This window comes from Rhodococcus sp. NPDC056743 (genome assembly GCF_042790355.1).
In the GTDB taxonomy this organism is placed as follows: domain Bacteria; phylum Actinomycetota; class Actinomycetes; order Mycobacteriales; family Mycobacteriaceae; genus Rhodococcus_F.
Window position 1 is genome coordinate 55,429 of the sequence record NZ_JBHTZI010000001.1, and the last position, 21,748, is coordinate 77,176.

21 protein-coding genes are annotated in these 21,748 nt (G+C 62.6%); 13 read left to right on the forward strand and 8 right to left on the reverse strand.

The genetic code is table 11. The features are described from left to right. Nucleotide 1 precedes the first annotated feature (1 nt). A complete protein-coding gene (locus ACFRFQ_RS00295; protein WP_378651598.1) occupies nt 2-595 on the reverse strand; it encodes a hypothetical protein in 594 nt (197 codons plus the stop codon). Between the two features lie 125 nt (nt 596-720). Here ACFRFQ_RS00295 and ACFRFQ_RS00300 point away from each other — a divergent pair, with 125 nt between their 5' ends. Beyond that, complete coding sequence (locus tag ACFRFQ_RS00300) at nt 721-1,101, forward strand: DUF1801 domain-containing protein (RefSeq protein ID WP_378651600.1); 381 nt, start codon at nt 721-723, stop codon at nt 1,099-1,101. A 5-nt stretch (nt 1,102-1,106) separates the two neighbouring features. Here ACFRFQ_RS00300 and ACFRFQ_RS00305 read toward each other — a convergent pair whose 3' ends face one another. Then, complete coding sequence (locus ACFRFQ_RS00305; RefSeq protein ID WP_378651603.1) at nt 1,107-2,174, reverse strand: alpha/beta hydrolase; 1,068 nt, start codon at nt 2,172-2,174, stop codon at nt 1,107-1,109. 19 nt (nt 2,175-2,193) lie between these two features. On the opposite strand from ACFRFQ_RS00305, the gene ACFRFQ_RS00310 reads away from it, so the two are divergent. Genes ACFRFQ_RS00310 through ACFRFQ_RS00320 form a run of 3 tightly spaced genes read left to right on the forward strand, consistent with a single transcriptional unit; the run spans nt 2,194 to nt 4,204 of the window. Next, nucleotides 2,194-2,958 (forward strand): MBL fold metallo-hydrolase, encoded by a 765-nt coding sequence (locus tag ACFRFQ_RS00310; protein WP_378651606.1) that lies wholly within the window; start codon nt 2,194-2,196, stop codon nt 2,956-2,958. Continuing rightward, on the forward strand, nt 2,955-3,611 hold the full coding sequence (locus ACFRFQ_RS00315; RefSeq protein ID WP_378651609.1) for an alpha/beta fold hydrolase: 657 nt from the start codon (nt 2,955-2,957) through the stop codon (nt 3,609-3,611). Before ACFRFQ_RS00310 ends, ACFRFQ_RS00315 begins: the two co-directional genes overlap by 4 nt. A 41-nt stretch (nt 3,612-3,652) precedes the next feature. Continuing rightward, nucleotides 3,653-4,204 (forward strand): SRPBCC family protein, encoded by a 552-nt coding sequence (locus tag ACFRFQ_RS00320; protein WP_378651612.1) that lies wholly within the window; start codon nt 3,653-3,655, stop codon nt 4,202-4,204. Here the strand turns inward: ACFRFQ_RS00320 and ACFRFQ_RS00325 are convergent. Beyond that, nucleotides 4,162-5,229 carry a LacI family DNA-binding transcriptional regulator gene (locus ACFRFQ_RS00325; protein ID WP_378651615.1) on the reverse strand — a complete coding sequence of 356 codons (1,068 nt, stop codon included), beginning with the start codon at nt 5,227-5,229 and terminating at the stop codon, nt 4,162-4,164. The genes ACFRFQ_RS00320 and ACFRFQ_RS00325 overlap by 43 nt on opposite strands. Nucleotides 5,230-5,365: 136 nt before the next feature. Here ACFRFQ_RS00325 and ACFRFQ_RS00330 point away from each other — a divergent pair, with 136 nt between their 5' ends. Further along, complete coding sequence (locus ACFRFQ_RS00330) at nt 5,366-6,538, forward strand: acyl-CoA dehydrogenase family protein (protein ID WP_378651618.1); 1,173 nt, start codon at nt 5,366-5,368, stop codon at nt 6,536-6,538. Continuing rightward, the gene (locus tag ACFRFQ_RS00335; RefSeq protein ID WP_378651620.1) at nt 6,535-7,698 is read left to right on the forward strand and encodes a CaiB/BaiF CoA transferase family protein; all 1,164 of its coding nucleotides are present in this window, start codon (nt 6,535-6,537) and stop codon (nt 7,696-7,698) included. The genes ACFRFQ_RS00330 and ACFRFQ_RS00335 overlap by 4 nt, the downstream gene beginning before the upstream one ends. Here ACFRFQ_RS00335 and ACFRFQ_RS00340 read toward each other — a convergent pair. Continuing rightward, nucleotides 7,667-8,665 carry an NADP-dependent oxidoreductase gene (locus ACFRFQ_RS00340; RefSeq protein ID WP_378651623.1) on the reverse strand — a complete coding sequence of 333 codons (999 nt, stop codon included), beginning with the start codon at nt 8,663-8,665 and terminating at the stop codon, nt 7,667-7,669. The genes ACFRFQ_RS00335 and ACFRFQ_RS00340 overlap by 32 nt on opposite strands. A gap of 112 nt (nt 8,666-8,777) precedes the next feature. On the opposite strand from ACFRFQ_RS00340, the gene ACFRFQ_RS00345 reads away from it, so the two are divergent. After that, the gene (locus tag ACFRFQ_RS00345; RefSeq protein WP_378651626.1) at nt 8,778-9,680 is read left to right on the forward strand and encodes an alpha/beta fold hydrolase; all 903 of its coding nucleotides are present in this window, start codon (nt 8,778-8,780) and stop codon (nt 9,678-9,680) included. Here the strand turns inward: ACFRFQ_RS00345 and ACFRFQ_RS00350 are convergent. Beyond that, entirely contained in the window at nt 9,677-10,273 is a 597-nt protein-coding gene (locus ACFRFQ_RS00350) for a phosphoribosylanthranilate isomerase (RefSeq protein WP_378651629.1), read from the reverse strand. The two genes, ACFRFQ_RS00345 and ACFRFQ_RS00350, sit on opposite strands and share 4 nt — an antisense overlap. A 109-nt stretch (nt 10,274-10,382) precedes the next feature. Between ACFRFQ_RS00350 and ACFRFQ_RS00355 the strand changes: the two genes are divergently transcribed. Next, a complete protein-coding gene (locus ACFRFQ_RS00355) occupies nt 10,383-11,684 on the forward strand; it encodes an alpha/beta hydrolase (RefSeq protein WP_378651631.1) in 1,302 nt (433 codons plus the stop codon). 102 nt (nt 11,685-11,786) lie between these two features. After that, entirely contained in the window at nt 11,787-13,016 is a 1,230-nt protein-coding gene (locus ACFRFQ_RS00360) for an acyl-CoA dehydrogenase family protein (RefSeq protein ID WP_378651634.1), read from the forward strand. Here ACFRFQ_RS00360 and ACFRFQ_RS00365 read toward each other — a convergent pair. From ACFRFQ_RS00365 to ACFRFQ_RS00375, 3 genes are all read right to left on the reverse strand, one after another. Then, nucleotides 13,013-13,804 carry an alpha/beta fold hydrolase gene (locus tag ACFRFQ_RS00365; RefSeq protein ID WP_378651637.1) on the reverse strand — a complete coding sequence of 264 codons (792 nt, stop codon included), beginning with the start codon at nt 13,802-13,804 and terminating at the stop codon, nt 13,013-13,015. The two genes, ACFRFQ_RS00360 and ACFRFQ_RS00365, sit on opposite strands and share 4 nt — an antisense overlap. A gap of 36 nt (nt 13,805-13,840) precedes the next feature. Then, the gene (locus ACFRFQ_RS00370; protein WP_378651640.1) at nt 13,841-15,442 is read right to left on the reverse strand and encodes an ABC-F family ATP-binding cassette domain-containing protein; all 1,602 of its coding nucleotides are present in this window, start codon (nt 15,440-15,442) and stop codon (nt 13,841-13,843) included. A 188-nt stretch (nt 15,443-15,630) separates the two neighbouring features. Then, nucleotides 15,631-16,185: a hypothetical protein gene (locus ACFRFQ_RS00375; protein WP_378651643.1), complete on the reverse strand. Its 555-nt coding sequence runs from the start codon at nt 16,183-16,185 to the stop codon at nt 15,631-15,633. Nucleotides 16,186-16,271: 86 nt separating this feature from the next. Between ACFRFQ_RS00375 and ACFRFQ_RS00380 the strand changes: the two genes are divergently transcribed. The 4 genes from ACFRFQ_RS00380 to ACFRFQ_RS00395 all read left to right on the forward strand — a co-directional run bounded on the left by ACFRFQ_RS00380 (nt 16,272) and on the right by ACFRFQ_RS00395 (nt 21,740). Next, nucleotides 16,272-18,077 carry a penicillin-binding transpeptidase domain-containing protein gene (locus tag ACFRFQ_RS00380; RefSeq protein ID WP_378651646.1) on the forward strand — a complete coding sequence of 602 codons (1,806 nt, stop codon included), beginning with the start codon at nt 16,272-16,274 and terminating at the stop codon, nt 18,075-18,077. A gap of 107 nt (nt 18,078-18,184) precedes the next feature. Beyond that, nucleotides 18,185-19,873, forward strand: coding sequence for an NTF2-like N-terminal transpeptidase domain-containing protein (locus ACFRFQ_RS00385; RefSeq protein ID WP_378651649.1), 1,689 nt, complete (start codon nt 18,185-18,187; stop codon nt 19,871-19,873). Between the two features lie 101 nt (nt 19,874-19,974). Beyond that, complete coding sequence (locus ACFRFQ_RS00390; protein ID WP_378651652.1) at nt 19,975-20,883, forward strand: LLM class F420-dependent oxidoreductase; 909 nt, start codon at nt 19,975-19,977, stop codon at nt 20,881-20,883. After that, nucleotides 20,880-21,740, forward strand: coding sequence for an SDR family NAD(P)-dependent oxidoreductase (locus tag ACFRFQ_RS00395; RefSeq protein WP_378651654.1), 861 nt, complete (start codon nt 20,880-20,882; stop codon nt 21,738-21,740). Before ACFRFQ_RS00390 ends, ACFRFQ_RS00395 begins: the two co-directional genes overlap by 4 nt. Nucleotides 21,741-21,748: the final 8 nt, after the last annotated feature.

Sequence of the window (21,748 nt, forward strand, 5' to 3'; positions counted from 1 at the left end):
GTCAGATCAACCCGGCGCTTTCGAGGAATGCCTTGGCGGCTAAAACATCCGGAAAAATGGCGCTCGAGGTGAAGTGGAGCCCGCTGTCGGAATTGGCGTAGTCCGTGGTGCTCACGGCGTCGCGGTACTCGATGCGGGCAGCTGCGGTACGCGAGGCGTTCTCGGTGATGAGCTCTGGCCGCTCGTTCTCACGCCAGTCGATGAGAGTCTCACCAGCCTCGGTCTGGTTTACCCAGGCGACGAAGGTGATGTTGTAGTCGGTTGAGACGCTCTGGGCGAGAGCTGATCCGGAGTTGACCGTGCAGAGTAGGTACAGGTCGCCTGTCGAGTTGGGCGAGCCCGGCGAGCAGATGCTCTCGGCCAGCGCGGGTGGGAATGTCCCGATGATCGCTTCGGCGCTGTTGTGGGTTCCGGCCTTCGTATCGGTCGGTGATTCCGATGCGGTGTCGGCTACACGGTTGTCGCCGCCAAGCGAGAGGACCGCGGAGATGACTACGCCGACGGTGACGACCGCCGCGAGTGCGGACCGGATCAACAACCCACCTCGCGACTTCGACGAGAGGACGGTTGTTACTCGCGTTCCGAGTGATGGCATCGCTGCATTATTCATCACGAAACTCAGGGTGAACGAACATGCGCCGTGTTTGCCGCCCGGCGTGAAGACAAACGGGCATACTCGAGGTGACCGGGAGCGAGTCGACCCTGGAGAGGGCGCCGACCATGATGAAGGACGCAGCAGGGAGTTCTCCCTCGGAATTGATCGACGCGAGGATCGAGGAACTCGGTGACTGGCGCGGAGAGATGCTCGCGCGGATCCGGGCCCTGGTCAAGGCAGCCGACCCCGATGTTGTCGAGGAATGGAAGTGGCGAGGGGTTCCGGTGTGGGAGCACAACGGCATTCTCTGCACGGGTGAGACATACAAGAAGGCTGTGAAGGTGACGTTCTTCAAGGGCGCCGCGTTGGATGATCCGACGGGAATGTTCAACTCCAGCCTCGAAGGCAACACCAGGCGCGCCATCGACTTCAACGAGGGCGACACCATTGACGAGAAAGCGTTCACGGGCCTCATTCACGCCGCAATTGCCCTCAATGCTGCTTAGGCGTTCTAGGCCAACAGCGCTCGGAGCATTCCGCCTATTTCGACAACCGCCGCACGTGATCGTGCGCTGGGGCCGAGAACGTTCACGAAGCCGTGGATGAATCCGGGATAGCGCCGCGCGACAACGCGAACTCCGTTGTCGCGCAGCAGCTGTGCGTATGCCTCGCCTTCATCGCGGAGGGGATCGAATCCGGCTGTCACCACAATCGCCGGTGGCAGATCGTTGAGGCTTTGTGCACGTAGTGGAGATACCCACGGGTCCAGTCGATCCGAGTTCTCCCCTAGGAAGCTGTGCTCGTAGAAGTTCATATTTGCTTCGGTAAGGAAAAACCCATCGCCGAATGTCGTTCGGGACGGCCTTCTCTCGTGAAAATCGGTGGCCGGATAGATCAACAACTGCGCTGCTGGTGATGGATACCCGTCATCTCGGGCGCGGAGCGCAACAACTGCCGACAGGTGCCCACCTGCACTGTCGCCGCCCACAGCAATGCGGGTGGGATCGACGGCGAACTCGGCTGCCCGGGAAACAATGTCGAGATACGACGCATAGGCGTCGTGTACTGGTGTGGGGAACGGGAATTCGGGTGCTAGACGATATTCGACGGAGATGACCCGGGCTCCCGACGTTTCTGCCAACAACCGGCAGGGAGCGTCATGTGACTCGAGGTCGCCCTGGACCCAGCCGCCGCCATGGAAGAACACCAGCAGCGCACCGGATTCGTGGATGGGTACGTAGAGGCGAGCACGAAGGGGACAGTCGGCACCCTGCACGGAGATGTCTTCCGTGCGCGCCGACGCCGGTCGACCAGCCATCATCATCGCCGTCCGCGTCAATTCGGCGCGGGCTGCGGCCAGTACCTGCGGTTCCGACGACAGTGCGGGCCGCGGCCGGGCCTTGGCAAGAGTCAACAACATGTGGGCGTCGGCGTCGAGAGTGTGTCCGTCCTTGATCACCGGCGGGCCGGTGATGCGACGTTTCACTGCTGTAGGCAGCGCGAATGCTGCTGCGACCAGGCCTGCTTCGGCGAGGCCCCGCACGGTTCGGTCACTGGCGCTGTTCCGGGATTCCGACACGTGGCGCACACTACCAATCATGAGTACTAAGGAACTGTCGATCACGCGGATCGACAACACGCACCTGGTTCGATGTGGGCACGCAAACTGGGTTCTTGTCGAGGAGGGCTCCGATCTCACTCTGATCGACGGTGGGTACCCGGCCAACGGCGGTGACGTGGAACGGTCCATCGAGCAGATCGGTCACCGCATCGGCGACGTGCGCGCCGTGCTTGTCACTCACGCTCACATCGACCACATCGGTGGGATTGCGGACATACTGACCCGCCATGACATTCCGGTGCTGATGGACCCGTTGGAAGTCCCTCATGCGCGACGCGAATACCTGCAACAACTGGGGCCGGTCAAGGTTCCGTTACTCCTGTGGCGTCGGGGTGCGCCGAAATGGCTGTTCGACGTGATCGGCGCCGGCGCGCTGAAGGGCGCGGAACTGCCTCAGGCACAGGCTTTTGCGGAAGGTGTCGCCCTGGATGTTCCCGGCGCCATCGTGCCGATTCCCACGCACGGGCATACCGACGGGCACAGTGCGTACCTGATTCCCGGCGCCGGCGTCATTGCTTCGGGTGACGCCCTGGTGACGGGGCATGCGACGTCGAGGCAGACGGGTCCGCAGTTCCTGGTGTGTCCGTTCAATCATCACCGAGCTGCAACAGACGAGGCGCTGGACGCCATTGCGGCAACCCCGGCCGGCGTCATCTTCCCCGGACACGGACCGGCATACGAGGGCACGATGACGGCAGCAGTCGAGCAGGCCCGCGCGGGCCGGACGAGGATGCGACCATGACCACTCTGGAAACCGTCGACCGCGGTGAGCTGCACGGATTCCTGCATCGGCCCGATGCCGCGCCGATCGCGACGTTGGCGCTCACTCACGGCGCCGGAAGCAACTGCGACACTGTGCTCCTTCGCGCTGTTGCCGAGGGCTTTGCCGAAGCGGGAGTGCAGGTGTTGCGATTCGATCTCGCCTACCGCGTGCGTCGGCCGAAGGGACCGCCGCACCCGTCCCGCGCCGCCGAAGACCGGGCGGGAATCGCGGATGTTGTTGCGACGCTGCGCAAGGACTACCCGAGCCGTGGGCCTGTACTTCTCGGTGGTCATTCGTACGGCGGTCGCCAGGCCTCGATGCTGGCGGCCGAGGACCCACAATTGGTGAACGGGCTGATCTTGCTGTCCTACCCTCTGCATCCGCCGAAGAAGCCGGAGAAATTGCGCACCGAGCATCTTCCGGCACTGGCAACTCCCACAGTGGTGGTGCACGGATCGAAGGACGAATTTGCGACGACGGACGAGATACGATCGGCGCTCGACTTGATCTCCGCGGCAACGAGGTTGGTGGAGTTCGACGGCGCCAAACACGACTTGGGGGTGACCAAATTTCCCGTGGTCGAACACACCGTCGCGGCGGCGTTCGAACTGTTCGGAATCAGTCCAGCCTGACGCCGGTTGCTCCTGTCGGCGGCACCTGGTGAGATCGAACTATGAGTGCCCAGCAATATCAGCCCAGTGCCCTGTCCGACGTGACGGTAACCGTCGATGGCGATGACACGGTAGTCACCTTCCCGCGAACGCTGCCGTACCCCGTCGATCAGGTCTGGGCGGCGGTGACCGATCCGGAAATGTTGGCCAAGTGGACGCCGTACACGGCTGATCGCAACCTGGGCAGCGTCGGCGAAGTCGTCATCGCCATGCTCTCGGAGGAAGGCGATCCGGAGATGTCGTTTCCGGCGTCCGTCCGAGTGGTCGAACAAGCTCGTCGACTCGAACACGAATGGGGCCCGGACGAATTGATCTGGGAGCTCACTCCGGTCGACGGCGGAACCGAGGTGGTTCTGACTCAGCGTTCGCGCGCCGAGGGAATGGCGTCCGCGTTGGCCGCGGGGTGGCATTTGTGCTTCGACGTCCTCGATGCGCTGCTTGCGGGTTCGCCGTTCGGTCCCATCGTGGGCGAGAAGGCACGCGAGTACGGCTGGGACGATCTCAACTCGCGCTACGCCAGTCGGTTAGGGATCGAGGAATCCGAAGTCTGGTAACGCGTCGAGGCCCGCACGATCAGTTCGACCGGCAGTTTCACCGATTCGACGCTCTTTCCCGCCATGAGGGAGAGCAGATTCTGGACCCCGGTTGCACCGATCTTGCGGGCCGGTGAGCGAACTGTAGTCAGTGGGACGGGCAGTTGCGAGACCACCGGAATGTCGTTGTAGCCCACCAGCGCAAGGTCGTTCGGAATGCTCAGGCCCAGATCCCGGGCGACGCCGAGAACACCGATGGCAATGGTGTCGCTGACCGTGAAGATAGCGTCGGGACGCGTCGGGCCACTGAGCAGTTGGGTTGCAGCTCGAACACCACCTTCCACCTCGAAATCGGAGGCAACGATCCGGTGCGGCGGCAGTTCCAAGCCTGCTTCGGCGAGCGCGTCACGGAATCCGGCGACGCGTTCGCGTGAGGTACTGGCGTGATCCGGCCCGGCAATCACCCCGAGGTCGCGGTAGCCGCAGTCCAGCAGGTGCCTGCCGGCAAGGTATCCGCCGCGGCGGTCGTCGCCGCTGACGTAGGGGAGCCCGACGTCGATGTGGCGGTTGAGGAGCAGGACGGGGAGTGAGCGCGTGGGTAGCGACTCGACAAAATCGGCGCCGGGCAGGTGGATGCTGCTGAGCATGAGGCCGTCGACCTGACGGCTGATCAGGAACTCGACGGCTTTGCGTTGGGCATCAAGATCGTCGGGCGGGCTGGACAGCAGAACCGAGTAGCCGGCAGCCGTCGCGGCTTCTTCGATGCCGCCGAACATCGTGGCGACGACGCCGTCGGTGAGTCTCGGCATGACCACACCGATGGTTGTGGTTTTGCGTGTTCGCAGGCTTGCGGCCCAGAGATTTGGCTGGTAGCCGAGTTCTTCGGCGACCTGACGTACGCGCTGCGCCGAGTCGGACCAGCCGTCGACGGGTTCAGGCTGGCGCAGGACCCGCGATGCTGTCGAGATGTGAACCCCGGCCTTGTCCGCGATTTCTCGCAGGGTGGGTGGGCGTCGGCTGCTGCGGGTCGACGGGTCCGGCGACATCAACTCGGGGGCTCCTGAGACTCATTTCGGGGATTGACGTGATGCCAATTCGGTCTCTACTCTAGGTGATGCAAACGATTGCACAATCGTTCTCGTCAATCTCGTCGAAACCCGTACGTACATCCTTGGAGGCAACGTGAGCACGCCGCAGTCCCTGTCCGAACTGTTTTCCATCGACACGCTGCTCGACGCCGAGGAAATCGCGATCCGCGACACTGTGCGCACGATGGTCGAGACTCGCATCCGCCCACACATCGGTCAGTGGTTCGAAGATGCGGCACTGCCGGTGCGCGAGTTGGCGCAGGAACTCGGATCGTTGGGCGTGCTGGGCATGCACCTCGAGGGGTACGGCTGCGCCGGGATGAGCGCCACCGCGTACGGCCTGGCGTGCCAGGAACTCGAAGCCGTCGACTCCGGTATTCGCAGCCTCGTTTCCGTTCAAGGGTCGCTCGCGATGTTCGCGATCCATTACAACGGCAGTGAAGAGCAGAAGGAAGAGTGGCTTCCGCGCATGGCGGCGGGTACCGCCCTCGGCTGCTTCGGTCTCACGGAACCCGACTTCGGTTCCAACCCAGGCGGTATGCGCACCAATGCCAAGCGCGACGGTGACGACTGGATTCTCAATGGCACCAAGATGTGGATCACCAACGGATCCGTCGCAGACGTCGCTGTGGTCTGGGCGCGAACCGAGGACGGTGTGCGCGGATTTGTCGTTCCGACAAACACTCCCGGGTTCTCGGCACCCGAAATCAAGAACAAGATGTCGTTGCGTGCGTCCGTTACCTCCGAGCTCGTGCTCGAGGACGTGCGACTGCCCGCATCGGCGATGCTGCCAAACGCCCGCGGCCTGTCCGGTCCGCTCGGTTGCCTCAACGAGGCCAGGTTCGGCATCATCTTCGGCTCGATGGGCGCTGCCCGCGACTGCCTCGAGACTGCAATCGCCTACGCCCGTGATCGGCAGGTTTTCGACAAATCGCTGGCCGCCTATCAGCTGACGCAGGCCAAGATCGCCGACATGGCAGTCGAATTGGGTAAGGGGCAGTTGCTCGCGATCCATCTCGGACGACTCAAGGACGCCGGCACCGTTCGCCCCGAGCAGGTCAGCACCGGCAAGCTGAACAATGTGCGCGAAGCCATCAAGATCGCCCGGCAGTGCCGAACGATCCTGGGTGCCAACGGCATCACGTTGGAATACCCGGTCATCCGGCACGCCAACAATCTCGAATCGGTCCTCACGTACGAAGGCACCTCCGAGGTTCACCAGTTGGTGATCGGCCGGGCACTGACGGGTGAGGAAGCATTCCGGTGACAACGCCTGGCGCTCTGGACGGACTGGTGATCGCCGACTTCGGCCGAGTGCTCGCCGGGCCGTACGCCACGATGATCCTGGCGGATCTCGGCGCCGAGGTGATCAAGATCGAGCGTCCCGGCGTCGGCGACGACACCCGCAGTTGGGGACCGCCGTGGGTCGGCGAAGAGTCCAGTTACTTTCTCTCCGTGAACCGGAACAAGAAATCGGTCACGTTGGACTTGCGTGACGCCCATGACCTGGAGGCCGCGCAGGACTTGGTTCGCACCGCCGATGTTGTCGTGCAGAACTTCCTGCCAGGAACCATGGACCGGCTCGGATTGGGTTACGACGCTGCGCAGGAGATGAATCCGTCGATCGTGTACTGCTCGATCAGCGGGTTCGGTGGAAACAACTCACTTCCGGGATACGACCTGTTGATCCAGGCGGTCGGCGGTTTGATGAGCATCACCGGGCCGGACCCGCATTCGCCCACCAAGGTCGGTGTAGCGGTGGTGGACGTCATCACTGGCCTGCATGCAAGCGTCGGAATCCTTGCTGCGCTACGTCATCGGGACCGGACCGGTGAGGGCCAACATGTCGAAGTTAATCTGTTGTCCTCGTTGCTGTCGGCACTTGCCAATCAGTCGTCCGGCTACGTCGCTGCCGGGGTGGTTCCACAGGCGATGGGGAACCGCCACCCCAGTATCGCGCCGTACGAACTGTTTGACACGGCTGATCGGAAGCTCGTCTTGGCAGTGGGAAATGATCGGCAGTTCGCTTCTCTGACAGACGTTCTGGGGATCCCTCAGCTGGCAGCCGATGCGCGTTTCGCGACAAACCGCGATCGGGTTGCTCATCGCGAGGAACTGTTCGAGGCGTTGACACGTGCTCTGGCATCTCACACTGCCGACTACTGGTTCGAGAGGTTGGCGGCACGTGGTGTTCCGTGCGGCCCGCTCAACAACATCGCGGATGCGATGGAGCTTGCCGACCGGTTGAACCTCGATCCTGTTGCCACTATCGATGATCCGCGCCGCCCAGTACCGATCCGGCAGGTGGCCAACCCGATTCGGCTCAGTGCCACTCCGGCCACCTACCGCACCGCGCCGCCGCGACTGGGGGAGGATTCGGCTGTACCCGATTCGGCTACACCCGCAGAACCAGCTTTCCCGTGTTAGCCCCCGCGAACAGGAGATTGAGGCTTTCGCCGAACGCGTCGATGCCGCCGTCGACGATGTGCTCGCGAGCCGTCAACTGACCGCTCTTGATCCATTTCCCGATCTGTTCCTGCGCCTCGGAGTATCGATCGAGATAATCGAAGACCACAAAGCCGGCCATGGTTGCCCGGTTCACGAGAAGTGACAGATAGTGCGACGGACCAGGTTGCGGCTCGGTGGCGTTGTAGCCGGCAATAGCGCCGCAGATGACAACGCGAGCGCCCAGGCGCAGGCGGGAGAGTGCGGCGTCGAGGATTTCGCCACCGACATTGTCGAAGTACACGTCGATTCCGTCGGGCGCCGCAGCGCGCAGGGCTTTGTAGACGGATTCGTTCTTGTAGTCGATCGCGGCGTCGAATCCGAGTTCGTCGGTGAGCCATGCACACTTCTCGGGGCCACCGGCAATGCCGATTACCCTGCAGCCGTGGATCTTTGCGATCTGGCCGACCAAGCTTCCCACCGCTCCGGCGGCACCGGAGACGACAACGGTGTCGCCGTCTTTCAGTTTTCCGACCTCGAGAAGGCCGAAATAGGCTGTGACGCCCGGGAATCCGAGTGCTCCGAGCCAGGTGGGCATGGGTGCGATGGATTCGTCGACCCGTGTTACGTCGGTACCGTCTGACAGCCCGAACTCCGCTGCGCCGAACGCTCCCGCGACAACCTCGCCGACTTTGAACTCGGGATGCTGCGACTCCGTGATGTGACCGACGCCGTGAGCGCGCATGACGGAACCGAGTTTCACCGGCGGAACGTACGACTTCACGTCGTTGAGCCAACCGCGCATAGCGGGGTCGAGTGAGAGGTATTCGACCTTGACGACAAACTCGCCCGGCCCGGCGACGGGAATGTCGGCGTCGACATATTCCCAGGTGGAGGCGTTGGGAAGGCCCGTCGGTCGCGTAGCGAGGCGTACTTGGCGGTTCGGCATGTGTCCCTCTCGGTAGAACAATTGAACTTGAGGCCGGATTCAATATAGGTGATCGTGTGGTTACAGGGGAAGTGTTCCGAAAGGATTGAGACGGGTGGGTTATGTTCAGGAAATGAGCAACACGAACGTCGAAGAGGCGCAGCAAGCCCCGGACTGGTTCACGAAGGCGTTGTCGACGCCCACCGAGACAGGCTCGGTAGACGTCGAGGGTACAACCGTACGATTCCGCGCCTGGGGGCCGGTTGGGCCGGGAATCGTGCTGGTTCACGGCGGCGCCGCACACAGTCGGTGGTGGGATCACATCGGTCCGCAGCTGGCTGCCGATCACCGAGTTGTCGCCCTCGACCTGAGTGGGCACGGAGACAGTGGCACCCGCGAGAGTTACGCGCTGGCGATGTGGGCACGCGAGATAGTCGAGGCGGCGGGGGCCGGCGGGATCGAGGGAAAGCCGATCGTGGTGGGACACAGCATGGGCGGGATCGTCTCGTTCGTGGCCTCGGACATCCTCGGCGACGAACTCGGTGGTGTAGTCATCATCGACTCGCCGTTGCGGGCATTGACGCCGGAAGAAGAAGCCAGTCGGAAGGAGAACGCATTCGGCCCGAAGAAGATCTACCCGACTCGCGAAGACGCGAAGGCGCGCTTCCGCTTCGTTCCGGCGCAGGACACTGGATTGCCGTGCGTCCGTGACCATGTTGCGGACACCTCGATGGAAGCCGTCGACGGCGGTTGGTCGTGGAAATTCGATCCGGGGGTCTTCGTTCGCACCGGTGCCGGCAAGGTGACCGATCACAGCCCGCGTTGCCGCACAGCATATTTCCGGGCGGAGAACGGAATTGTCTCCGACGCACTGATGGCCGACATCCGAATCCTGTTGGGGCCGGAAGCAATCGTCGCGGAAATTCCCGACGCCGGTCACCACGTGATGATCGATCAGCCGCTGCAGTTGGTGACCGGCGTGCGGACCGTGCTGGGTGCGTGGGCTGCGGCCGACCGGTCGGCAGCTCTGATCTAGCCGCGAGCCGCCGCTACAAATTTTGTGATCAACGCATGGTCCTTGACACCACGTGAGGACTCGACGCCACTGGACACGTCGACACCCCAGGCCCCGGTGGCGTCCAGTGCGGCGCGGACATTGTCTGGCCCGAGACCGCCGGCCAGAATCCACTGGCCCGCAGGCCTGGACTGCTGCTGCGCCCAATCCCAGGTCACTCCGGAACCGGCGTCGGCTCCGTCGATCAGGAGTTCGTCCTCGCCCAGATCGAGGCTGTAGCCGTCGCGCACCCGGCCGGAGACGACCGCTCGAATCACCGTCAGGCCCGCGTCGTGCAGTTGCTGAACCTGCTCGGCGGACTCGAGATCATGGACCTGGACATACGTCAGTCCTGTAACCCCGGCGATCTCGAGGATCTGATCGAGCGGGTTGCCGAGAAACACGCCGACAGCTCGGATGGTGCCGGGGACTCGGGCAATGAGGTCGGTGGCAAGCGCCGTGTCGACCTTGCGGACACTCTCGGCAAAGACAAAACCAATGGCGTCGACGCCGAGTCGGACGGCGAGGTCGACGGTATCGGCGTCGCGGAGGCCACAGATCTTGATGAAAGTCACCTGCTTCAGGGTACTAGCCGTGCCTGGAAACCCCTCGATCGTGGCGAACCCTCGATTACGGCTCTACGCTTTCGACGGACAGGCGTAGCGGCACGACGAGAGGCGACACGTGGACTGGCTCTACCGGACGAGTGTGATCTCTGGTCCCGTGCCTGTGGTCTTGACGATTCTGGGCGTACTCGGTGGAGTGTGGTTGCTCAGTGGGAAGCCTCGGTGGTTCTACCGCTACGCGATTCCGGTGTGCGGCGTCGCTGCATTGGTGATCATGGTGGCGGCGTGGATCCTGGTGGAGAAAGTGATCGTGCCTTTCCCCGATCCGATTGCGATGTCGATCTACGTGTGGATCGGTTTTGCCGTGTACGGGCTCCTGCTTCTCGGCCCGCGCATCAAAGCCGGCGGCAGTATTCGAAGCGCAGTGCTGTCCGTCGTCGCAGCACTACTGATGGTGCTTACGGCCGCGGTGCAGATCAACCTCGAGTTCTCCGCGTATCCGACTGTGGGAATTGTGCTGGGCCACGACGATTTCGACCGGATCGACCTTGCCGACGTGCCCGGTCCGACCAATCCGGTTGTGACCGGCGATCCCACGGATGCAGTCTGGAAAGCCCCGGACGGCATGTCTAACCGCGGCCGAGTGACGACTCTTCCTGTCCCCGGAACGGTTTCAGGATTTACCGCACGCGATGCCGAGGTATATCTGCCGGCGTCGTACTTCACGGATCCTCGTCCGTTGCTCCCCGTTCTGGTCCTGATGGCCGGGCAGCCGGGAAGCCCGCAGGATTGGCTGCAAGGCGGGAAGATCACCGCCACAATGGATTCCTTTGCGCGCGAGCATTCCGGACTCGCGCCGATCGTCGTGATGGCCGACGCGACCGGCACACAGTTCGCCAACCCGCTGTGTACTGACTCGCCGGCGGGAAATGTTGCGACGTATCTTGCCAAGGATCTACCCGCTGCAGTGACGTCGGCATTCCAGGTCGATACCGATCCGCAGGCTTGGGCCATCGGCGGACTGTCGTACGGCGGGACATGCTCGCTCCAGATGGCGACCAACTTCCCGGAAATCTACCCGACGTTCCTGGACTTCTCCGGGCAGGTCGAACCGTCGCTCGGTGATCGGAAACGGACTGTCGATCAGATTTTCGGCGGCGACGAGGCAGCGTTCAAGAAGGTCAATCCGATGGACATCCTGGCGAACCGGAAGTTCCCCGATTCTGCCGGCATCGTGGTGGTCGGAAGCGACGACAACGACTTCAAGCCCGGGCAGCAGAAGATCTACGACGCGGCCAAAGCCGCGGGCATGAACGTCAAGTACGTCGAACTGCCCGGCGGCCACAGTTTTGTCGTGTGGTCGGCCGCTATGAAGCAGGAACTCGAGTGGCTTTCACAGCGGATGGGACTGATCAGCTGAGTTCCATCCACTCAGTTCTACCCCATCAACTGGAACGTGTTCTATATTCGAGGTGAGGCTGTTTTCCGGCAGCCGATCGTTCAGCGAGTGGAGTGCACGCACATGTACGAGTGGTCCGACACCGACCTGATGTTCCGCGACGCCTTGCGGGGCTTTATCGACAAGGAGGTGCGGCCGCACGTCGACGAACTCGAAAGCGGAGCGCTCCCGCCTTTCGACATCATCCGAAAGCTGTACTCGACCTTCGGATTGGCCGACATGGCACGCGAGGGTCTCGAGAAAACTCTTGCCCGCGAGCGTGGCGACGCACCAGCCCGCGACGGTGAGAAGGGAAGCGCCTTCAGCGGCGCCGGGAGTATGGGCGTCGTACTCAACAGTGAACTGGCCGGCGTGAGTCTTGGCCTGGTCGCGTCGCTGGGCGTCAGTCTCGGGCTTGCGGCCGGAACGATCCGCAGCCGCGGCACCCTCGCGCAGAAGGAACGCTGGCTGCCCGGACTGGTCACCTTCGAGACCGTCGGCGCCTGGGCGATCACCGAACCTGATTCCGGATCCGACGCCTTCGGCGGCATGAAATCCTACGTTCGCCGCGACGGCGACGACTACATCCTCAACGGCAACAAAACCTTCATCACCAACGGACCGTATGCCGACGTCACCATCGTCTACGCCAAGCTCGACGAAGGTGACGCCTCCGTAGACCGCCGCGACCGCAAGGTGCTCGCATTCATCCTCGACAAGGGCATGGAAGGGTTCACCCAGAGCCCGCCGTTCAAGAAGATGGGCATGAACTCCTCACCCACCGGCGAGCTGTTCTTCGACAACGTCCGCATCACCAAGGATCGCCTGCTCGGCGAAACCGAAGACAGCGGAAAATCCGACGGAAAATCCAGTGCCAAGGAAAGCTTCGCCGCCGAACGCATCGGCATTGCGTCCCTGTCCCTCGGAATCATCAACGAATGCCACCGCCTCTGCATCGACTACGCGAAGTCCCGCAAACTGTGGGGCCGCGAAATCGGACAGTTCCAGCTCATCCAACTCAAGCTCGCCGAGATGGAAGTAGCCCGAATCAATGTGCAGAACATGGTCTTCAACGCGATCGAGCGCACGGCAGCCGGCGACAAGGTGACCCTCGCCGAGGCGTCGGCGATGAAGCTGTACTCGTCGCGCGCCGCAACCGAAGTTGCCATGGAAGCCGTCCAGTTGTTCGGCGGAAACGGCTACATGGCCGAGTATCGCGTCGAGCAGTTGGCCCGTGACGCGAAGTCGCTCATGATCTACGCCGGCAGCAACGAAATTCAGGTCACGCACATCGCAAAGGGATTGCTGGGCTAGTGCCGGCGCAGAAAAGGAATCAACGACGCTAGAACGGCGTCAGATGCCACGACGGCACTGGCATGGTCAGTGCCGTCGATGACGGTGAGTGAACAGTCCGGGATCAGGGACGCGGCGTGCTCAGTATCGGGTCGTCGCTCCCGGTCCTTGGATCCGACGAACATCAATGTCGGAGTGATCATCTCGCGAAGAACATTGTCGTCGATACCCGGTTCGACGTCGGACCGTCGCATATACGCGGCCAGCGCGAGGGGATCGTTCCGGCGAAATGCCGCCGCGGTCTGCGGATCGACCGGCCTGCCGCGCCTGGCGCCCCAGCCGTCGAGAAAACCGTCGATCCCGCCCTCCTCGAGGGCGCCGACGCAGCCCGGGAAGAAAAGCGCGTCGAACGCGCCGGTCATGGGTCTGCTGCTCCCACCGCCGACGGTCAGCGATCGCACCCGTTCGGAGTGCTCGATAGCCAACGACAGTGTTGCGCGCCCACCGAACGAATACCCCAGGACATGGGCGGGTTCGAACGGCGACTCGGTATCGAGGACCTCGAGGAGATCGCCGACCACCAGATCCATCGCGTAGGAATCGGACGTGTGCGGCTTCTCGCTGCGACCGTGCCCGCGCATGTCGACCAGGATCATCCGGTATTGATCCTGCAAGGCTTTGACGTAGCCGAAACCACGCCAGATCGAATGCGACAGAGCAGTGCCGTGAACCATCAGCAGGGGAGTTCCCGTCCCCACGACCTGGTACGCGATCCGGGTACCGTCAACGGGGTTTCTCGCATCCTGCATCACCGATCCATTATGGACGTGGCGATAGCGTCGTTGCTACTCGGGATCGATGTCCTGAATTCCGTTCTCGTCCATCCTGATCCATCGGGTGATGTTGATTTCCCGCAAGAACGGAAGATCGTGGCTGACAACAACCAGCGCACCCCGGAAATCGTGAAGTGCTTGTGTGAGATGGGCAAGGCTGGGGAGATCCAGATTGTTGGTCGGCTCGTCCAGGATCAAGAGTTTGGGAGCGGGCTGCGCAAGGAGGATGGTCGCCAACGCCGCGCGGAGACGTTCACCGCCGGACAGTGCAGACGCAGTCACATCGGAATCGGTTCCGCGGAAAAGGAATCGAGCCAGTTGTCCACGAATTTCCTCACTGGTTGCATGCGGCGCGGCCGCTGCGACATTCTCGGCTACCGACAGGCTCTCGTCGAACACGTCCAGCCGCTGGCGAAGTACGCGGCAGGGAACATATGGCTGAGCCTCCACCAGTGCGTCGAGAAGGGTCGTCTTCCCAATTCCGTTGGGCCCCACAATTGCGATACGTTCCGGTCCGGTGATATGCAGAGAAGCAGTCTGGCCGCTGCGCAGCGGAACACTCTCCAGTGACGCCACCTGCTGTCCCGGATGTACCTGTGTGTCAGGAAGATCCAAACGAATTTCGCGATCGTCGCGAAGTAGCTTCTCCGCGTCGGCAAGAGCAGACTTCGCGTCGTCGACCTTGCCGATATGGTTGACCGACAGTTTTCCTGCCGAAACCTCGGCTTTACGCTTGCGGGCCTGCGCCAGGATCGGCGGTAGCCGCTTCTCGTCTTGAATCTTCTGGCCGTACCGCTTGCGGCGATCCAGTTTGGTTCGTGCTTCGATCAATTCGCGGCTCTGCTTTGCCAGATCGGTCTTGGCGTCGCGCACGGCGGCCAGGGCGTTCTCCTGTTCCGCCGTTGTCACCTCCTGGTACAGGGAGTAATTGCCACCGAACGTCCGAAGATTTCCACGACGAAGTTCCACCGTGAATTCCATGCTGTTCAACAACTCCCGGTCGTGACTCACGACCAAGACCGTGCCGGGGAACTGTTGGACGGCGGCATGAACCCGGGCGCGCGCCAATTGGTCCAGATTATTGGTCGGCTCGTCCAGTAGCAGCACCTGCGGATTTTTCAGAAGGGTCGCGGTGAGACCGAGGAGCACCGTCTCGCCGCCGGAAAGCGTACCGACGGTGCGTCCCAAGGCCTCGGTGCCGGGGACAACACGTTCGAGCCCGAGTCGGTGCAGAGTCGAGATCGCACGTTCCTCGATGTCCCAGTTGCCTTCGGCCAACGCGAAGTCAGCCTCGGTACCCTCACCGGTTTCTATGCGGTGCAAGGCAATACGTAGATCGGTGATCTCCAGGATGTCATCCACTCGAACATTCGGATCGAGTGTGATGTCCTGGCGTAGGTAGCCGATCTCGCCGGAAGCATGAACGGAACCGGCGTCGGGTGTCAATCGGCCCGCGATCACACGCAACAGCGTGGACTTCCCGGAGCCGTTCAATCCCACCAGACCGACACGGCCGCTGGGGAACACAAAGCTCAGACCTGCGAAGACAGGTTCGCCGTCCGGCCAGGTGAACGTGAGGTCGGACAGAGACAAAGAGGAATGAGAGTGGGTCATGTTGTACTCCAGAGGGTGCGGGGACCACCCGGCTCAGCCGCGGCTGATGGGTGTGGATGCCTTCGCGTAATGAACCTCTAGATGAGCAACGGCCCGTTTCCTGTTCTGTCGGGGATGAAACTGCTGAGAATCGACGCTACTCGATGACCGTCGTCGTAGGCAATCGAATTAGCGTGTGATGTGCATCGTCAGATCTTCGGCCCCTCCGTTCTCAGATCGTCGACCTTCTTCATCGCATCTCGGAGTTCCGCTAGCCACTGTTCGCTGTGCTGACCGGCGAGGCGGACGGTCCACTTGAGTGCGTCGGCGCGTGACCTGGCAACACCCGCGTCTACTAACGTGTCGAGTACCTTGCGCTCGGGTTGACGCAACCGTGTCATTACCGGAACCGCGAGATGTGTGAACAGGACGGTCTTTTCGTCGAGTTTCACACCCCACGCCACCTTCCGGCCGTATCGGGCCTCGGCTTCGTCGGCGATGCGCATGCGATCGGCGCGGGTGGTTTCACGGAAGCGAGAGATACGGCCTTCCGCTGCCGCGGATCCGCCGTCGACGGGTGGTAATTCCCCGATCACGACGATCTCCTCGCGGTCCACCTGAACATCGGCCGGGCGGGTGAACCAGGTGTCGGGGAGCCTGCCGGCAAACCAGTCGGCCGCGTCACCGGCATCGGGAACTGATGCTTGTTGCCAACCTCCGGGGCGTCCGAATCCGCGCTCGCCGGGGCCGTGTGAGTTTTTCATGACGTTCTCCTGAAAGTCGTCTGGAGCGTTGATTGCTCTGATTACATGATTACACCGATAATCCAGTGTTCGCCACAATTTCGGGCATGATCGAGAAGGTGCGCCCATCGAGAGTTGATATTCGCCACCCGTTGATCCGAAAAATCACCGTGTTCACGGTCATGGGAGTAGCCGCCGCGAGCAGTATCGTCGCGTGCAGCAGTGGCCCTGACCAGCCGCGATCAGTGGCCGAGCAGTTCGCGTCTGCACTCACTGACGACGACGTGTCAGCAGCGGCAAACCTGACGACCGATCCCGCGGCGGCATCCACCGCGATCACCGCGATGATCGACGGACTGGGGAAGGACGAGGGAACGTTCACGGTTTCGGAAGCTGAGAAATCCGGAGACAGCGCCGGCACCTTCACTCTTGATGCGGCCTGGCACTTCGGGGAAGGCCAAGACTGGACGTACTCCACCAACGGGAATGCATCAGCAAGTGGCGATCAATGGTTGATCGAATGGGATCCGGCATTGCTCGCACCGGATCTGAGGGCGTCGACCACCCTGCGGTACACACCCACGACCGGTGCCCCGCCTGCGGTTCTCGATTCCGCCGGACAGCCCATCATGGAGCAGCAGGTGGTGACACTGGTCAACCTCGAGCCCGCCGCCGACACCGATGCCGTGGCGGCGCTCGTCTCTCCGATTGCACCGACGGTCACAGCAGATTCGTTGCGCAATGACCTCGCCGCGGCTGCCGGAAAACCGATCACGGCAATCACCCTTCGCGCGGAAGACCTTGCACCCATTCAAGAACGGTTGGCTTCCCTGCCCGGGGTGACGCTTGCCCCACAAGCGCGGTTGCTGTCCGTCGACAAGGCTCTGACGTCGCCGACCTTCAGCGGGCTGAGCGACCTGTGGCAGGAAGGTCAGGACAAATCCGCTGGGTGGGCGGTGCAAATGGTGAAGGAGAACGGGTCGGCGACCACGATCGCCGGACAGGACGGCCCGGTCGCGCCGACCATCGCAACAACAATCGACCGGACACTTCAATTAGGAGCGGAGAACGCTCTCGCCGCGGTGACGCAGCCTGCGGTGATCGTGGCGCTGCAACCGTCGTCCGGAGCTGTTCTTGCGGTTGCCCAGAACTCGGCCGCCGATGCTCAGGGGCCGATTGCGCTCACGGGTCTGTATCCGCCGGGCTCGACATTCAAGACCGTGACTACGTCGGCGGCGCTGCAAGCCGGAGTTGCGACTCCCGACACGGTCCTGCCATGTCCAGGCACCGAGAACGTCGAGGGCCGACAGATTCCCAACGACGACGAGTTCGATCTCGGCTCGGTGCCCCTGCACACCGCTTTCGCGCATTCGTGCAACACGACGATGGCGCGTCTGGCCGTTGGTCTGCCCGCGGACGCGCTGCACGATGCGGCACTGCAATTCGGATTGGGAGTCGACTACGTCACCCCAGGCCTGACGACTGTGACCGGAAATGTGCCAGACGCGAACACGCCGGCCGAACGTGTCGAATCGGCGATCGGGCAGGGAACCGTCACGGCCACGCCGTTCGGGATGGCGTTGGTCGCAGCGTCTATCGCGCACGGTGAAACGCCGGCCCCGATGGTCGTGAAAGGAAAGCCGGGGGTTGCCGACCAGACTGTGACGCCCACCCCCGCGGTGGTGACCGAACAGTTGCGGACCATGATGCGTGAGACCGTCACCGGCGGTACCGCCACGACTCTCGCCGACATCGACGGACTGTTGGGCAAGACCGGAACAGCGGAAGTTGACGGCGGTCCAGCGCATGGATGGTTTGTCGGGATCAGGGGAGATCTGGCGTTTGCGGTTTTCATCGCCGGCGCAGACAGCTCTGCTCCTGCGGTGCAGGTCGCGGGCACTTTTTTGCGGTGAAACCTGATTTCGATTGCAGTTCGATGACACCACCGTGGCTCAACCGTGACACGTTCGTAGGCATCCCGTGCTTGTTACGCTTGTGACAGAAGTGAAGAGTTGCACCAATGGGGCCCGGAGCACAGAAACGCAGCCGCGGAAAAAACGTCAAATACGCAATTGCTTCGATAGCTGCTGTTGTCATGACAGTGGCACTTGCGTCGTGCGTCGTCGGGGGAGAGAAGGAAACTGACGCCGCGACGGTCGTCGAAGATTTTGTCACCGCACTCAACAACCACGACGTCGACGGCGCCGCCAATCTCACGTCGTACCCCAATGCCGCACGTGCAGCCATCTCGCAGATGTTCGACGGATTGGAAGCGCGTTCCACCGACTTCGACGTCGCCCAGGTCATAGACCTCGGTAGTGACTCCGGATTTTTCACCCTCGACGCGGCCTGGAACTTCGGCGATGGCAAGGACTGGACGTACCAGTCGCAGGGTGAAGTCCGGGATCTGTCCGTCGGCTGGCGAGTGTCGTGGGATCCGTCGGTCATCGTCCCCGGACTCGGCAGCGGAAGCACCGTCGACTACACCCGAACCGACGCGGCCCCGCCCAAGGTGGTCGATGCGGCTGGGACTCTGCTGATGAACGAGCAGACCATCAACGCCATCACGATCGACCCGGCGGCCACACCAGATCCCGTCGACACGACGCGCCGACTCGCGAAAGTCATCGAACCCGTCGCCCCGTTGGTGACCAGCGAATCGATGCTCGCGGACCTCGCAGCGCACCCCGGTCAGCCGATCACCGCAGTGCTCCTGCGCGACCCCGACTACCTGTACCTCGAAAGCGACTTCGCCATCCCCGGAGTTGTTGTCGTGAAGACACCCAAACTCATTGCGTCGGATCGCCGGATCAACTCGCCTCTACTGGACCCGTTGCGTACCGCGTGGCAGGCAAACCGCGACGCCACCGCAGGCTGGGCGGTTAATCTTGTCGACCGAAACGGAGCGGCAGTCAAACAGGCCGGTTTCCAGGGACCTCCCGGCCCCGATGTTGCCGCGACCATGGATTCGCACACACAACTTGCGGCAATCGAAGCTGTGGTGAGCGCCGGAACTCCGGCAGCGATAGTCGCGATCCGACCTTCGGACGGCGCGATTCTTGCTGCGGCCCAGAATAATCAGGCTATCGAGCAGGGACCGATCGCCTTCACCGGGCTTCGTCCGGCAGGTGGCGCCCTTGACCTCGTCCGGTTGGCGTCGTCTATGCAGAACGGCGTCGAGCCACGTGCCGTGTCTGGCGAACAGCTGGCAGACACCGCGCGGCAACTCGGACTCGGCAATGGATTCCACATTCCCAGCCTCGAGCAGCAGACGGCAACGTTTGCGTCGGATGGTTCCGGCGGGAACGAGTCGGTGAACAATATCGTGGCGAACCGGACTTCCACCGGAGCTGGCGAACCTCAGGTCACGCCGTTCGGTATGGCTATGCTCGCAGCGTCCATTGCCCGTGGCAGTGCCCCGACGCCGATGATGGTGTTCGGACAGCCCGCGACTGCCGACACTGCGGCGTCAGCTCTGCCGGCTGACGTGACCGACCGGCTTCGTGATTCCATGCGCGGTGCGGGCGGTGTGGTCGGATACCCGGATCTGATCGCTGCCGGCGCGGCGAGTGGTGACGATCGCTGGTTCTTCGGATCACGTGGTGACCTGGCCTTTGCAGTCTTCGTCGCAGATGCTGATGGTAACGACCGGGCGCAGCAGATGACGGAGAAGTTGTTCCAGGAGTTGGCGAAGCCTGCTGACAAGTAAATGAGAGCGTGACTTTCAAATATGTAATCGCTATTCTCATCTCTGGAAAGCGTACCTGGTCGAGCCGGGTATGTGCTCGCGTGCCAGAGAGGGTTCACTCGGTGACATTGCGTTTCATCTACCACTACCCGGAAATAAGCGGTCTCGACGGGGACGTCCTCGATCCCGGGCCGCTGCGAGACGTGGCCATTGCGGCCGAACGCGCCGGATTCGACACGCTGTCGCTCAGTGAACATCCGATCCCCGGCGCCCGGTGGCTGGCCTCGGGAGGGCATCAGACACTCGACCCTTTTGTTGCCCTCGGTTATGTCGCGGCGGCAACCGAACGACTGCGACTGCTCACGTATCTCGCGGTGGCCCCGTACCGAAATCCCTTTCTGCTGGCAAAATCCGCGTCGACTCTGGACAAGCTCTCGGGTGGGCGCCTCACGCTCGGGCTCGGAACCGGATATCAGAAAAGCGAATTTCACGCTCTCGGTATCGATTTCGACGAGCGCAACGAGCTCTTCGACGAAGCGCTCGACGTGCTTCCGCTGCATTGGAGCGGTGAACCGTTTACCTACCGCGGCAAGCACTTCAGCGCCCTCGACGTCATCGCCCGGCCGAAGCCGGTTCAGAATCCGATTCCCATCTGGATCGGGGGTAACTCCAAGCTGACCCGCCGCCGCGTGGCGGAGCGCGCACAGGGATGGATGCCGATGTCCGGCGGGGCAGAGTTGAGTGCCACCGCCCGAACACCCACTCTCGGATCGGTTGATCAGATCGGCGGTCACATCACCGAAGTGCGAAATGCGGCGCTGGCCGCCGGACGCGCCGAGCCCATCGACGTCGTGTACTCCTATCACGGCGACGGGATCCACACGCCGACAGTCGAATCCGACCGGCACCGCGAAGTATTCGAAGAACTCGAAAAATCAGGCGTCACCGCAGTGGTGGTTTCCGGTCCCATCGAAGGGTTGGCCGCCACCGTCGAATTCCTCGAAGCGTTCGGGTCCACGTACCTGTCATGAGCACAACATGGTTCGAAGATCGGGCCGGGTTCGACGGCTGCGTGGCCGTCATCACGGGCGGTGCCGGTGGGCTCGGCGGCGCGATTGCCGCTGATCTTGCCGAGAACGGAGTGCGACTGGCCGTCGTCGACATCGACGACGAAGCGGCACTGCGGTTGCGTCGTGAGTTGGCGGAGGGCGGACGCGACGCCGTCGTACATCACGGTGACGCACGTGATCCGGACGTGCTGAACTCGTTGTTCGAGGCCGCTCACGAGCGGTGGGGCAGGCTCGACATCCTGGTCAACGTCGTCGGTGGCACGTTTCGCACACCTTTTGCCGAATCGACACCGAAAGGGTGGGACGCGCTTCTGCGCACGAACTTCCACCACGTCCTGCACGCGTGCTCCCTCGCGGTGCCGATGATGAAAAGTGGTGGCCGAGGCGGCAGCATCGTCAATGTGACAACCATCGAAGCACACCGCGCGGCACCCGGTTTTGCCGTCTACTCCGCGGCAAAGGCTGCTGTCGAGCAGTTTTCGCGGACACTGGCCGTCGAACTTGCCCCGGACCGGATTCGCGTGAACAACGTTGCGCCGGACTTTGTCCCGACGCCGAATCTTGCCCGATTCGGCAGCGGGGATCATTCGATGGCAACTCCGGTGGGTGCTCGGGTGGCGATACCGATGGGACGCGTCGGGCATGTCTCCGACGTGTCGAACAGCGTCGTCTTTCTTGCCTCCGGACTCTCCACCTTCATCACGGGCACAACACTTCATCCCGACGGCGGAACACTCGCGTCGTCCGGGTGGTTCAACTGGCCTGGCTCGGGTTGGGCGAACTACGCACCGACGCGGTTTCTGGAGGGGCATCCGTAGGCGCGTGG

Coding starts and splice junctions, on each gene's coding strand:
- ACFRFQ_RS00310 (WP_378651606.1), top strand. CDS start 2,194: ATGAGTACTAAGGAACTGTCGATCACGCGGATCGACAACACGCACCTG.
- ACFRFQ_RS00325 (WP_378651615.1), bottom strand. CDS start 5,229: ATGTCGCCGGACCCGTCGACCCGCAGCAGCCGACGCCCACCCACCCTG.
- ACFRFQ_RS00345 (WP_378651626.1), top strand. CDS start 8,778: ATGAGCAACACGAACGTCGAAGAGGCGCAGCAAGCCCCGGACTGGTTC.
- ACFRFQ_RS00365 (WP_378651637.1), bottom strand. CDS start 13,804: ATGCAGGATGCGAGAAACCCCGTTGACGGTACCCGGATCGCGTACCAG.
- ACFRFQ_RS00320 (WP_378651612.1), top strand. CDS start 3,653: ATGAGTGCCCAGCAATATCAGCCCAGTGCCCTGTCCGACGTGACGGTA.
- ACFRFQ_RS00295 (WP_378651598.1), bottom strand. CDS start 595: ATGCCATCACTCGGAACGCGAGTAACAACCGTCCTCTCGTCGAAGTCG.
- ACFRFQ_RS00370 (WP_378651640.1), bottom strand. CDS start 15,442: ATGACCCACTCTCATTCCTCTTTGTCTCTGTCCGACCTCACGTTCACC.
- ACFRFQ_RS00375 (WP_378651643.1), bottom strand. CDS start 16,185: ATGAAAAACTCACACGGCCCCGGCGAGCGCGGATTCGGACGCCCCGGA.
- ACFRFQ_RS00300 (WP_378651600.1), top strand. CDS start 721: ATGATGAAGGACGCAGCAGGGAGTTCTCCCTCGGAATTGATCGACGCG.
- ACFRFQ_RS00385 (WP_378651649.1), top strand. CDS start 18,185: ATGGGGCCCGGAGCACAGAAACGCAGCCGCGGAAAAAACGTCAAATAC.
- ACFRFQ_RS00395 (WP_378651654.1), top strand. CDS start 20,880: ATGAGCACAACATGGTTCGAAGATCGGGCCGGGTTCGACGGCTGCGTG.
- ACFRFQ_RS00340 (WP_378651623.1), bottom strand. CDS start 8,665: ATGCCGAACCGCCAAGTACGCCTCGCTACGCGACCGACGGGCCTTCCC.
- ACFRFQ_RS00380 (WP_378651646.1), top strand. CDS start 16,272: ATGATCGAGAAGGTGCGCCCATCGAGAGTTGATATTCGCCACCCGTTG.
- ACFRFQ_RS00315 (WP_378651609.1), top strand. CDS start 2,955: ATGACCACTCTGGAAACCGTCGACCGCGGTGAGCTGCACGGATTCCTG.
- ACFRFQ_RS00360 (WP_378651634.1), top strand. CDS start 11,787: ATGTACGAGTGGTCCGACACCGACCTGATGTTCCGCGACGCCTTGCGG.